Source organism: Nonomuraea sp. NPDC048901, from assembly GCF_040649695.1.
Classification (GTDB): Bacteria; Actinomycetota; Actinomycetes; order Streptosporangiales; family Streptosporangiaceae; genus Nonomuraea.
In genome coordinates this window covers 23141-35895 of sequence record NZ_JBEZFW010000001.1, presented here as the reverse complement: position 1 = coordinate 35895, position 12755 = coordinate 23141, and the positions used below count along the sequence as shown (strand labels likewise).

Here is a 12755-nt window from a genome sequence, read left to right as displayed (position 1 = left end):
CCTTTCGGGCTTGCCTTGTCGAGGCACTCCCGGCGACACCTATGTCAATCGCCCGACCGTGATGACGAGGGGGAGCACCCACATCGATACAGCGTTCATGGGTCTCACCTCCTTGCGGCCTGTCACGGTTCCCGCACGCTATCAACCCGAACGCGATCCCGTACAACCATTTTTCCGGCGATCAGCTCGGCGGGCCGCCAATGCGCTCATCAGCCGCGAGTCGCACGGCTCTCCCAAGGTCCAGGCGCCCGTGCGTCGCGTCGTTGATCTTTGAGGATCGCCAACGCTGGGCGTCCACCACAGCGTTACAGCCGTACGGTGGCGCAGGGTGTCCTCAGAAGGGGTGCGAAGCGCCACGTTGACCGGCGCGCCGAGCGTCTCGTCGGCCTCGTCGATGGCATCGACCGCGAGCAACTGCGCCAGTTCGGTGCCGGGTTCAAAAGCGTTCGCCGCGTCGCTCGGGCGGGCCCTAGCATGCCGATCATGAGCAGACGGTTGCGCGGCATTGCCAACGACAATGCCCAGATCGTCGCCGAGGGCGGGTACGTGGCCCATGACGGCACCTCCGTAACCATCGGCCCAGTGTTAGCCGCGGCGATCTCCGGCACGGTCGACCACGCGCCCGACGAGCCCATCGACCTGCCCGCCCCCGCCGGTCGTCACACAGTGTTCGAGGTGACCGGAGAGGACAGCCTGCGAGCGGCGCGGCGGCTGCACCTGGAAGGGGCGGAGCACATCGCCGTGCTCGACTTCGCTTCGGCCCGCAACCCCGGCGGCGGCTATCTCAATGGGGCGAAGGCTCAGGAAGAGGATCTGTGCCGCAACGCTCTGCTGTATCCATGCCTGCTGGCGGCCCCCGGCTACTACGCCGCCCACCGTTCCTCGGCCGATCTGCTCTACAGCGACCGCGTCATCTGGTCGCCCGGCGTGCCCGTCCACCGCGACGACCAGGGGCGGTTGTCGCCGGAGCTGTACCAGGTGTCGTTCCTGACCTGTCCCGCGCCCAACGCAGGCCAGGTGCTGCGCCGCGACCCAGACGCTGGAGAGCGGATCCGGCTCACGCTGCACCGGCGTGCGGGGCGCCTCCTGGCCGTCGCCGCCCGCCATGGCGCGCGCGAGCTGGTGCTCGGCGCCTGGGGTTGCGGCGTGTTCCGCAACGACCCGCGGGATGTGGCCGGCGCCTTCCGTGTCCATCTGGCTGATTCGGGCGCGTTCTCGTCGGTGTTCGATCGGGTGGTCTTCGCCGTGCTCGACCGTTCGGACGAGTCCACGACCCGGGGCGCGTTCACCGACTGCTTCGCCTCAATGCTCTCCACGGCGGCGCCGTGACGATCTGGAACGCCGGAAGGGGTGTGCCGCGATCGCGGCACACCCCTTCCGAGCTGGCGGAGGATGGGGGATTTGAACCCCCGAAAGGTTGCCCTTTACACGCTTTCCAAGTCTGCTGATCTCTGTTCGGGAGTGTTCGAGGGGTCCTCTGAACTGGCCTTAAGCGGTACGCCGTCCAGTGCTGAACGTACTCGGACGGACATGGACTGAGACCCAGATTGAGACCCAACGTGCTGCTGCTTTTGCATTTGGAACTTCACTTCGCGATCTCGACATGTGAGCTCACGGTCACGGAGTGGAGTTCGAACGCCTCCTTCGGCAACAGCACTCGCTTCGCCTGGCCGGTACGAACGTTGACCAGGTAGAGACGGCGTCCATAATCCTGTGTCTCGACATCAATGAGCACCCTGCTGGCGTCGTACCAGTAGACGAAGCTTTCGATCTCCCGCAGCCCGTCAATGTCGGGAGTGACGCGGCTGACGATCTGGCCGGACTTCGCATCCAAGGTGCCGACGGTTCGGGATGGCGCGCCATACTCCTCGCCGTCGAATGCCAGCAGGCGGCCGTCGGGAGAGACGTGGGTCTTCGACAGCATCAGGTAGGGGAGGATGGGAAACTGCACCTTCACCGTCCTTCCCGGACGTACGGCGCTCGCCTCCGTTGTTTTGGCGGAGTCCTTGTGAACAGCCACGAAGGTCGTGCCCGCATCGGCGATGCCGATGACACAACACGCCCGCGGGAGAGTGAGAACCTTGGCGGTTTTCACGTCATACCGGATGGCGCGCGACTTGGGGTGGTCTATCGAGTCGACCGCCAACCACCGGCTGTTGCGGGAGAACCCGAAGGACATCTCCCATCCTTTCCAGCTCTTCGGGGTGGGAACGATACGGACCGTTCCCCGCTCAAGGTCGCGGATCATAAGGCGTTCACTCTTGGCGTGCAGGTAGGCGAGCAAGACACCATCTGGTGACACAGCGATATCGCCCATGTCCTCATCCGGCAGTGCATCGCGGACTGCCCACTCCTTCCCGGTGGTGGTGACCACATGCCACACGTCACACGACTTCGTGAAGCCGTCACAGGGCGAGTAGGCATACCGGATCGGCTCCGAGAGCTTTTTCTGGAGAGGCCGGACAGGCGGCTTCGTGGTTCTCGTTGATACCTCGAAATGCGCTATGGAAGCCTCTCGATAGGCTGCGGCGCTGTCGACCGGGTGCGAAACCAGCGCGGCCATCAAGAGGGATACGAACACAAGGCCTCGTCGGCCGAACCTGTCCATGGTGACCCCCCAATTGACGACGATCACCTTAGACCAGACGAGGGGCACGCGAAACGTGTCCTAGAGGGACAAACCTGCTGTAACACCAGCCCTCTGGTGTTACAGCAGGTTTGGCGTGTAGCGCCCAGGAGGGGCGGGCGAAGCGCCATTCAGCCCTTCGCTTCACAGGCTCAGAGACAGCAGGGACACCTATGGCCGGTGAATGTCCCTTGCTGCCGTCCGTTTTGCGCTGGTCAGGGCGGGCACTGTGACACTAGGGACAGCCGGGACACCTCTCTGCCCGCATCGTGGTCGATCTGGCCGATGGTGACGATGATCGTGGCCGGGCCGGTTCGCCAGGTGCCGAGCCACGCGGTTGGTTATGACGCCGGGCCGGTGCTCCACGCGGCACCACGGCACGCCGCACGCGGGCTTGCCTCCGGTCACGGCTTCGCCCCCCGCGCGGTGTGAGGCCGCCTTGGCGCACACGCGGGGTCTTCGGGTCCGGCCCTCGCAGTCCAGAGGGGAGCGTGTGGATGGTGGCCCCGCACGGGTGTGTAGGGCTTCGTGCGGGGCCATCCGCCCCGGTCAGCCGGGTGGGGCAGCGGCATCCCGGGGTTGCTTCATCGGGGCACGTGCTTGTCGAACGAGCCAGAACCCATGCCCGGCCGCGGCCTGCTCGGGCAGTTCATCGAAAACAGCACGCCGGGCTGAGGCTGCACTGCATCCCAATGCTCGGTGGGGAACATGCCCCGGTATGGCACCTTGACGATCTGCGCGTCGCAGAAGTCGCACACGCTCTCCTGCGCGGGAGGAGGCGCCTCGCGAGCCATGCCAGGCTGGATGATCATCGCTGCTCCTCGGTGAAGCGGGCGATGATCTCGGCGATGTGCTCGCGCGGAGTGTGGCGTTCCACCCACGCCAGCGGTGGACGGTCGCGAAGTGGCTGACTCACTGGATCGAGAACATCGCCGTCCCACCTGCCATCCGCGAAAGCACGCATTCCGGCTACAAGGTGGACGTGGTGACCTATCTGACCCCGGAATCGGTGCTCACCGTCCCGACAAGCTGGAGCCCGAACACCTCGAAAAGCTCTACGCCAAGATCCAGCGCTCCGGCCGATCCGCTGGCACGGCTCACCATGTTCACCGGACCATCCGCTCCGCGCTCAACGAGGCCGTACGGCGTGGCCACATCACGAAGAACCCGGCGACGCTGGCGAAGAGGCCACGTCAGACACCAAGTCAAAGGCTGGACGGCGCGTGATCGGCCTGCCGGATGAGCTGGTGACCCTGCTCAGGAAGCACAAGGCAGAGCAGGACAGGGACCGCGAAGAGGCTCGGCAGCATGGGGTGGTCCGGCTCAGGTATGGCGGTGCGGTATCAGCACGACAGACGGCATCCGGCAGACCGTGGCCAAGCAAGTCGGGGGTCTCATCTGGGAGGCAGACAGGGGCTCTGGAAAGGCCAACTGAGACCCGAATAGCGAAAGGGGCCGACTTGGATGGGGTCGGCCCCTTCGCGTTTACTGCCTCAACCAGGCGCGGAGGATAGGGGATTTGAACCCCTGATAGGTTGCCCTATACACGCTTTCCAAGCGTGCGCCCTCGGCCACTAGGCGAATCCTCCGCCGAGTAGCTTACCGGACTCCCGTACGTGACAAGACCATGATTTACGTCCGGCGAGACCACGATTTGGCTGCAGCGAGCACTGCTGGATGTGGCTAGACTGTCCAAGGACCCCTCGCGCGGCGTCATCCTGTGAACCTCCCCAGGGCCGGAAGGCAGCAAGGATAAGCGGGCTCTGGCGGGTGTGCGGGGGGTCTCTTCGTTGAGAGCCCCCTCGCAGGCGGGATGGTCGCATGAGCCTTGCGCTTTATCGCAGGTACCGACCTGGGACCTTCGCCGAGGTCAAGGGTCAGGAGCACGTCACAGATCCGCTCCGACAGGCGCTGCGCACGGGCCGTATCAACCATGCCTACCTCTTCAGCGGGCCGCGCGGCTGCGGCAAGACCTCCAGCGCCCGCATCCTGGCGCGTTCGCTCAACTGTGAGAAGGGCCCCACCCCCGACCCGTGCGGTGTCTGCGAGTCGTGTGTCGCGCTCGCCCCCACCGGTCCGGGCCACCTCGACGTCATCGAGATCGACGCCGCCTCCCACGGTGGCGTGGACGACGCGCGTGACCTGCGCGAGCGGGCCTTCTTCGCGCCCGTCTCCGCGCGCTACAAGATCTACATCATCGACGAGGCGCACATGGTGACCCGCGAGGGTTTCAACGCGCTGCTCAAGCTCGTCGAGGAGCCTCCGCCGCACCTGAAGTTCATTTTCGCGACTACCGAGCCGGAAAAGGTCATCGGGACCATCAAGTCGCGGACCCACCACTATCCCTTCCGGCTGATGCCGCCGGCGACGCTGCGCGCGCTGCTCGAAGAGATTCTGGTCGCGGAGAATGTGCCGTTCGAGCCGACCGCCCTGCCGCTCGTCGTACGCGCGGGAGCCGGGTCCGCGCGTGACTCGCTGTCCATCCTCGACCAGCTGCTCGCCGGGGCCGAGGACGACGGCATCACCTACGCCAAGGCCGTCTCGCTGCTCGGCTACACCGATGGCGACCTGCTCGACGAGGTCGTCCAGGCGTTCGCCTCCCGTGACGGGGCGCAGGTCTTCCACGCCGTCAACCGGGTGATCGAGGGCGGCCACGATCCGCGCCGGTTCGCCTCCGACCTGCTCGAACGTTTCCGCGACCTGGTGATCCTGGCGAACGTCCCCGAGGCCGCCAGCAGTGGCCTGCTCGATCGTCCGGCCGACGAGCTGGAGCGCCTCGTCCAGCAGGCGAGCTCCATGGGGCCGGCCGAGCTCACGCGGGCCGCCGAGATCTTCAACGCCGGCCTCACCGAGATGCGCGGCGCGACCTCCCCGCGGCTCCTGCTTGAGTTGATGTGCGCTCGCGTTCTGCTGCCCGGCGCGTCGCAGGGCGAGGACGCCCTGCTCGCCCGCCTCGAACGCCTCGAACGCGGCGGCGCCGTCGCCCAGATGGCCGCCCGGGCCATGCCTGCCCAGGCCACGCCTGTCGGTGGTGGGCCGGTGCATGGTGGTGCTGCGTACGCGAGTGGTCCCGCACAGAGTGGTGGGCCCGCCCCTGCGGGTGGTGCTGGGTATGCCGGCGGTGTTCCGCAGGCTGGGGACGGCGGTCATGCTGGTGGGGGCGCGCCGGCCGACAGTTCGGCGATGTCTGCCGGTGGCGTGTCCGCGAGCCCGGGGTCCCAGGGGGGCAGTGCCGATGACTGGCCGGAGCCGGCTCGCCCCGGGCGGCCCGCGCAGTCACCAGCCGGATCCCAGGCAGCGTCGACGCCCGGCGCCGGGTCCCACGGGCCGACGTCGCACGCAGCCGCGCCTCAGGGCCCGTCGGCCCAAGGCCAGGCGTCCCACGGGCAAGCGCCTCATGGGCAGGCGTCCCAAGGGCAGGGGGCGTCGTCCCATCAGGGTGCGGCTCCAGTTGGTGTTGGTGGTGCTGGGGCGGTCCAGCAGCAGTGGCCCGCCGTGTTGGCCGCGCTCAAGCGGCGCAGCATCGTCGTCTGGGCCAATGTGAGCACCAACGCCCAAGTGGTGGGCATCGAGGGCAACCTGGTCACGCTCGGCTTCGGTCAGGTCGGCGCGATGAAGAACTTCACGGGTGGCGGCAAGGACGCCGTGGTGGCCAGCGCGCTGGCCGATGTGCTCGGCGGCACCTGGCGGGTTGAGGCGGTCGTGGGCGGCTCCCCGGCCCCCCAGGGCTCTGGGGGCTCACGGCCGGGGCCTCAGTCCGGTCCGCACACGGGCTCCCACGCGGGTCCGCAGCCGGGCTCGCACACAGGACCGCACCAAGGCTCGCACCCGGCTCCGCAGACGGATCCGTCGCAGTCGGGCGTTTCCCGGTACGACCAGCCGGGGTCTGCGACAGTCCCGCAGAGCGGTGCTCAGTCGGGGCACAGCCGTGCTCATTCGCATGGCTCGTCGGACGACGACTCCGGTTCTCAGGAGGCGGGCCAACCACCCGGACCAGCCGACCACGCCTCCCAGAACGGTGGCCGCCCGACGACGGACGAGTCCTGGCCGGACGCACCTGACGATCCGGGTCCCGGCTCTCCACCCACCCCGGACCCCACCGACTCGACTACCGGTGTCCGGCCCCAGGGTTCGGGACAAGCCGTGAGCGTGGGGGCGGGCAATGGCTCGTCCGGGACGGGACTGGCCGCCGCGAGGTCGGCCGCGAAGGCAGCCGCTCAGGCGGGTCCCAGGGCCCCCGCCTCCAGGCAGCAGGCAAGCTCTGCCGCCTGGCCCGAAGCTGTCCCCAACCGCCGGAAGGGCCCGGAGACCGACGAGGTCGACCCGCTGAACGACGCCGACGCGGACGTGGACGCGCGCTCCGGCATGGCCCTCCTCCAGAGCGAGCTCGGCGCCCAGGTGATCGGCGAACTCTGAGACCTCGCCTCGGGTACGCGGTGAACCGGCGGTCTCAGGCGCGTAGGCGAACTCGGGCGTCGGCGGTCTCAAGCGGGGTCGGGCGGCGGCGGCTTCAGGCGCGTAGGCGGGCTTGGGCGGCGGCGGCGCGGTGGTCAGTCGCGGGGAGGGTGGTCGCGAGGCGCTGCAGGATCTCGAAGTCCTCCCGTCCGCCGGAGGTCTGCGCGTACGCCCACAAATCATCGGGTGAGCCGCGCAGCAGCAGGCACGTACGTACCTGGACCTCGAACTCGTCCCGTTCGCGGCGGATCTCGGGCGACTCCGAGCGCGGCAGCAGGGGGCCGGCGTAGACGCGGGCCAGAGAGGCGGGGTCCGGGCTCGCCAGCAGGCCCCGGAGCTCCAGGAAGTCGGCCTCTATGGGTGAGGTCAGCCGGTACGGCCGGGCGCCGATCGTGTCGCCGAGCTCGGCGCGGAGGCGGTGGATCTCGACCCGGATCGTCACCGGATTGCCGTCGTCGCCGTACAGATGGAAAGAGAGCTGTTCGGCGCTGAGGCCGCCGGGGTGCAGGGCCAGGAGGGCGAGGATCTCGGCGTGCCGGAGGGAGAGCGGCAGGCGGTGCTCGCCCACCAGGGCCGTTGGCGAGCCTTCGCCGAGGAAGCCGCGCAGGCGGAGGTGGGTGGGGGCGGATGTGAGGGGTGCGGCGCGTAGGAGGTAGCCGTCGGAGAAGGGTTCGAGGAGGACGAAACGGCCGTCCCGGAGGATCATGCGCTCGCCGGGGGCGGGCAGCGGGAGCCGTTCGCCGAGTGTGCCCAGCGGGTCTCCGGAGAGTACGCGTCCGGTCGGGGAGAGCAGGATGCCCGGGTGGCCGCCCAGGGCCTCGTAGCGGCGGCGCAGGCGCTCGTCACGTTCGTGCATGCGCAGGGCGAGCTGGGTCTCGGCGAGCTTGGCCGTGGCGCAGACCAGCGCGACCGTGGCCGGGTGCGGGGAGCGCGCGGTACCGCTGATGTCGACGCAGCCGAGCACTCGGTCGGTGTCGGGGTCGATGATCGGGGCGGCGCTGCGTGACTGTACGTGCAGCACGCGCATGAGAGGTCTGTCGGTGCAGGGCTCGGTTCGGTCGGGTTCGGTGGCGACGCGCAGGACGCCAGAGTTGCCGTCGCGCAGGACGCCAGGGTTGTCGTCGCGCAGGACGCCAGGGTTGCCGTCTCGCCACAGAACCCTGCCGTCGGCGTCCGTCACGACCATCATGTGGGCTGATTCGTCGGCTATGTGGGCGAGCGACTGGGCGAGTAAGGGGAGCAGTGACTGCAACGGGTGCACTTCGCGGAGGTCGTGGGCGTTCCCGATCTCGTGCGTGTTCTCCCGGTCGAGGCTCGTGTCCTGCGGGTCGGTGCGCAGCCCTGTGGTGACCATCCCGTACGGTCCCTCCGACGCCGCCTCCTCCGTAACCGCCGCCGCGCGCGCTCCGCGAGAGTGCGCTTCCGGATGTGTGTGACACATGGGCCACTCCAAGTAGTCAACCCCTTACGGTGAGCATCCGCTTCGCGGTTGGTGGCCGCAACCGGTTCGGGGGGATTGCAAGGGGTGATTGAACGATCGCAACGTGTGTGCAACGTTGCCGGGGCTAGCGTGCGGCAACGCGTCGGCGTGGTGCGGCCGCTCCGGCCGACGTGTTGGCCGGGTCTCGGACACTGGAGGGGGGCCGGGATCCGGCCAAGGCGAAACGTTGGGGATGCCGCAGTACATGACGACGCCCAAACACCGTAGGCTCGTGGCAGTCAAGAACGCGGAGCCACGAGGAGCGCACGACGGTGAACCCAGGGGATGTCAACCTGCAGCAGCTGCTGGAGCAGGCACAGCTCATGCAGCAGCAGCTTGTGAGCGCCCAGCAGGAGCTCAACGACGCGCAGATCGAGGGCTCGGCCGGTGGCGGCATGGTCACAGCCGTGGTCAACGGCTCGGGAGAGCTGCTCGAGCTGAAGATCAACCCGAGCGTCATAGACGCCGACGACCCGCAGGACACGGCCGACACGATCGCCGACCTGGTGATCGCCGCCGTACGCGACGCCGTTCGCGCGGCGGCCGACCTGCAGCAGGAGAAACTGGGCCCGCTGGCCCAGGGACTCGGCGGCGGCGGTCTCGGACAGTTGCCAGGGTTCTAGGCCATGTACGAGGGGGTCGTCCAGAACCTGATCGACGAGCTCGGCATGCTGCCCGGCGTCGGTCCCAAGAGCGCGCAGCGGATCGCGTTCCACCTGCTGGCGGCCGACCCGGCCGACGTGAAGCGGCTGGCCCACGCCCTGCTGGAGGTCAAGGAGAAGGTCAGGTTCTGCCGGGTCTGCGGCAACGTGGCCGCCGAGGAGGAGTGCCGTATCTGCCGCGACCAGCGGCGCGACACTCATGTGATCTGTGTGGTCGAGGAGTCCAAGGACGTCGTCGCGATCGAGAAGACGCGCGAGTTCCGCGGGACCTATCACGTGCTCGGCGGCGCGATCAGCCCGATCGACGGCGTCGGCCCTGACGATCTGCGCATCCGGGAGCTCATGACGCGCCTGGCCGATGGCCGGGTCACGGAGCTCATCCTCGCCACGGACCCCAATCTCGAGGGGGAGGCGACGGCTACCTACCTTGCCCGTCTGGTCAAGCCGATGGGTCTGAAAGTGACACGACTGGCCAGCGGTCTGCCTGTGGGCGGTGACCTCGAGTACGCCGACGAGGTGACCTTGGGCCGCGCGTTCGAAGGACGGAGGCTGCTGGATGTCTGACCAGTGGAGCGCGCTGGCGGAGGAGATCGCCGCTCACGCGCAGAACTATGTGGACGGCCTGACCAGGGTCGCCGGCGGCGAGGGCGGCGACGCCATCTGGTCGCTACTGCTGGTCGAAGTGGCGCAGGTAAGTCTCGCGGGCGCCAAGCTCGGCGCCAACGAGGATGTGATCCTCTCGGGCAACTACGAGCCGCCACTGAGTGAGGATCCCGACATCGACGGCGTACGCACCGCGATGTCGGAGTTGCTGGAGGCGGTCGACGACTATGCCGAGGTGTTCGACCCGTACAAAGACACGGGTGTCACCCCATACCGGCTCTCCGACGACCTGACGGCGGTCGCCGCCGACCTCATCCACGGGCTGCGGCATTTTCAGGCCGGACGGCCGCACGAGGCGCTGTGGTGGTGGCAATACTCCTATTTCAATACGTGGGGCAACCACGCGGGCGCGGCCATGCGGGCACTTCAGGCACTCGCCGCCCACTCACGGCTTGACGTGGCGGAGGAAACCACGGCGGTGTGATCATCCACATAGTGGTATGAACCATCAGGCGCATGAGAAGCCCCCAGTAGACTGGCAGCTCACAGTCCGAACCGGGAGACTCTCGTGGCGCTCGTTGTGCAAAAGTACGGTGGTTCGTCCGTCGCCGACGCGTCCTGCATCAAGCGGGTCGCGCAGCGGATCGTTGCGACGAAAAAAGCCGGCAACGACGTGGTCGTGATCGTCTCCGCGATGGGTGACACGACGGACGAGCTGCTCGACCTGGCCGAGCAGGTGTCGCCGCTGCCTCCGGGCCGCGAGCTCGACATGCTGCTGACCTCCGGCGAGCGCATCTCGATGGCCCTGCTGGCGATGGCGATCGCCAACCTGGGGCACGAGGCCCGCTCGTTCACCGGCTCGCAGGCGGGTGTGATCACCGACTCCACGCACGGCAAGGCGCGCATCATCGACGTGACGCCGAGCCGCATCCGCGAGGCGCTCGACCGGGGCCACATCGCGATCGTGGCCGGGTTCCAGGGCGTCTCGCAGGACACCAAGGACATCACCACGCTGGGCCGCGGCGGCTCCGACACGACCGCCGTGGCGCTGGCCGCCGCGCTGAGCGCGGATGTCTGCGAGATCTACACCGACGTCGACGGCATCTTCACCGCCGACCCCCGCATCGTGGGCGCGGCACAGCAGATCCCCAAGATCTCCTATGACGAGATGATGGAGATGGCTGCCTGCGGTGCGAAGATCCTGCACCTGCGCTGCGTCGAGTACGCTCGGCGCTTCCATGTGCCGATCCACGTACGCAGTTCGTTCAGCACCAAAGAAGGCACCTGGGTCGTTTCTGATCCTTATAGCGAAGGAACCGAGATGGAGCAGCCGATCATCTCCGGCGTCGCGCACGACCGGAGCGAGGCCAAGATCACCGTTGTCGGGGTTCCCGACAAGGTCGGCGAGGCTGCCGCGATCTTCAAAACTCTGGCGGACGCCGGGATCAACATTGACATGATCGTGCAGAACGTCTCGGCCGCGGCCACGGGCCGCACCGACATCTCCTTCACGCTGCCCACGACCGACAGCTCGACGGCGCTGACGGCGTTGAAGAAGATCCAGGGTGACATCGCCTACGAGTCGCTGCTCTTCGACGACCAGATCGGGAAGGTGTCGCTGATCGGGGCGGGCATGCGCTCGCATCCGGGCGTCACGGCGACGTTCTTCGCGGCTCTCGCCGACGCGGGGGTCAACATCGAGATGATCTCCACCTCGGAGATCCGCATCTCGGTGATCGTCGGGCAGGACGGTGTGGACACGGCCGTGGCGGCCGCGCACCGGGCCTTCGATCTCGACGCGGACCAGGTCTCAGCAGTGGTGTACGGAGGTTCAGGACGATGAGCAGGCCCAATCTGGCGTTGATCGGCGCGACCGGGGCTGTGGGCACCGTCATGCGCGACCTCGTCTCCACCCGTGCCGACATCTGGGGCGAGGTACGCCTCGTCGCCTCGGCGCGTTCGGCCGGCAAGCTGCTCAGGGTGCGCGGCGAGGACGTCGTCGTGCAGGCCCTGGCGCCCGAGGTGTTCGACGGCATCGACATTGCCATCTTCGACGTGCCCGACGAAGTGTCGGCCGTGTGGGTGCCGATCGCGGCCGAGCGTGGCGCCATCGCGATCGACAAGTCCGGCACGTTCCGCATGGAGCCCGACGTCCCGCTGGTCGTGCCGGAGGTCAACCCGCTCGACGCCCGGCTGCGGCCGCGCAACATCATCTCGACCCCCAACTGCACCACGCTGTCGATGATGGCGGCCATGGGCGCGCTGCACGCCGAATACGTGCTCAAGGAGCTCGTCGTCGCCTCCTACCAGGCGGTTTCCGGCGCGGGCGTGGCCGGTTCCGCGCGGCTGTACGACGAGGTCGAGGCGCTCGCCGGTGACCGGTCGATCGGCCAGGTGGCGGGCGACGTACGCAAGGTGCTGGGCAACAAGCTGCCCGAGGAGTCGCCGTTCCCGGCGCCGATCGCGTTCAACGTGGTGCCGTGGGCGGGCTCGTACAAGGAGGGTGGCTGGGCCTCCGAGGAGCTCAAGCTGCGCAACGAGTCGCGCAAGATCCTCGGCATCCCCGACCTGAAGGTCTCCGCGACCTGCGTCCGGGTGCCCGTGATCACCACGCATTCGCTGGCGGTGCACGCGCGGTTCGAGCGTGACATCACGGTGGCGGACGCGCACCGGGTGCTTGAGGCGGCGCCGACGGTGGTGCTGATGGACGACCCGGCCAACGGGGTCTACCCGACGCCGATCGACGTCGTGGGCACCGACCCGACCTATGTCGGGCGGATCCGGCAGGCGGTGGACTTCCCCAACACGCTGGATCTGTTCGTGTGTGGTGACAACCTGCGCAAGGGGGCGGCGCTCAACGCCGCTGAGATCGCCGAGCTGGTGGCGAGCGAGCTGTAGTCGGCCCTCCAGATGTCTCAGTAGGCGGCGC

The 12755-nt window shown here is 68.1% G+C and carries 10 protein-coding genes, 1 tRNA gene and 1 other RNA gene; 8 read left to right on the top strand and 4 right to left on the bottom strand.

Annotated elements, in window-relative coordinates; translation table 11 throughout:
• The first annotated feature begins 483 nt into the window (after positions 1–483).
• A complete protein-coding gene (locus tag AB0C30_RS00175) occupies positions 484–1329 on the top strand; it encodes a TIGR02452 family protein (RefSeq protein WP_357937884.1) in 846 nt (281 codons plus the stop codon).
• A 256-nt stretch (positions 1330–1585) separates the two neighbouring features.
• Here AB0C30_RS00175 and AB0C30_RS00170 read toward each other — a convergent pair whose 3' ends face one another.
• The 3 genes from AB0C30_RS00170 to AB0C30_RS00160 form a co-directional block, all read right to left on the bottom strand.
• Positions 1586–2656, bottom strand: a complete 1071-nt coding sequence (locus AB0C30_RS00170; protein ID WP_357937881.1) for a hypothetical protein — start codon at positions 2654–2656, stop codon at positions 1586–1588.
• 554 nt (positions 2657–3210) lie between these two features.
• The gene (locus AB0C30_RS00165) at positions 3211–3438 is read right to left on the bottom strand and encodes a hypothetical protein (RefSeq protein ID WP_357937878.1); all 228 of its coding nucleotides are present in this window, start codon (positions 3436–3438) and stop codon (positions 3211–3213) included.
• 692 nt (positions 3439–4130) lie between these two features.
• A tRNA-Ser gene (locus AB0C30_RS00160) sits at positions 4131–4215 on the bottom strand.
• Between the two features lie 105 nt (positions 4216–4320).
• On the opposite strand from AB0C30_RS00160, the gene ffs reads away from it, so the two are divergent.
• An RNA gene (ffs, locus tag AB0C30_RS00155) (signal recognition particle sRNA small type) lies at positions 4321–4416 on the top strand.
• A gap of 31 nt (positions 4417–4447) precedes the next feature.
• Positions 4448–7042: a DNA polymerase III subunit gamma and tau gene (locus AB0C30_RS00150; RefSeq protein ID WP_357937875.1), complete on the top strand. Its 2595-nt coding sequence runs from the start codon at positions 4448–4450 to the stop codon at positions 7040–7042.
• A 94-nt stretch (positions 7043–7136) separates the two neighbouring features.
• On the opposite strand, the gene AB0C30_RS00145 is transcribed toward AB0C30_RS00150, so the two are convergent.
• Entirely contained in the window at positions 7137–8435 is a 1299-nt protein-coding gene (locus tag AB0C30_RS00145) for a helix-turn-helix domain-containing protein (RefSeq protein WP_357937872.1), read from the bottom strand.
• Between the two features lie 398 nt (positions 8436–8833).
• Here AB0C30_RS00145 and AB0C30_RS00140 point away from each other — a divergent pair, with 398 nt between their 5' ends.
• From AB0C30_RS00140 to AB0C30_RS00120, 5 genes are all read left to right on the top strand, one after another.
• Positions 8834–9184, top strand: coding sequence for a YbaB/EbfC family nucleoid-associated protein (locus tag AB0C30_RS00140; protein ID WP_225302239.1), 351 nt, complete (start codon positions 8834–8836; stop codon positions 9182–9184).
• 3 nt (positions 9185–9187) lie between these two features.
• Positions 9188–9787 carry a recombination mediator RecR gene (gene recR / locus AB0C30_RS00135; protein ID WP_225302238.1) on the top strand — a complete coding sequence of 200 codons (600 nt, stop codon included), beginning with the start codon at positions 9188–9190 and terminating at the stop codon, positions 9785–9787.
• A complete protein-coding gene (locus AB0C30_RS00130) occupies positions 9780–10310 on the top strand; it encodes a DUF5063 domain-containing protein (RefSeq protein WP_357937869.1) in 531 nt (176 codons plus the stop codon). Before recR ends, AB0C30_RS00130 begins: the two co-directional genes overlap by 8 nt.
• An 84-nt stretch (positions 10311–10394) precedes the next feature.
• Complete coding sequence (locus AB0C30_RS00125) at positions 10395–11669, top strand: aspartate kinase (RefSeq protein ID WP_357937866.1); 1275 nt, start codon at positions 10395–10397, stop codon at positions 11667–11669.
• Positions 11666–12724 (top strand): aspartate-semialdehyde dehydrogenase, encoded by a 1059-nt coding sequence (locus tag AB0C30_RS00120; RefSeq protein ID WP_357937863.1) that lies wholly within the window; start codon positions 11666–11668, stop codon positions 12722–12724. Before AB0C30_RS00125 ends, AB0C30_RS00120 begins: the two co-directional genes overlap by 4 nt.
• Positions 12725–12755 lie beyond the last annotated feature (31 nt).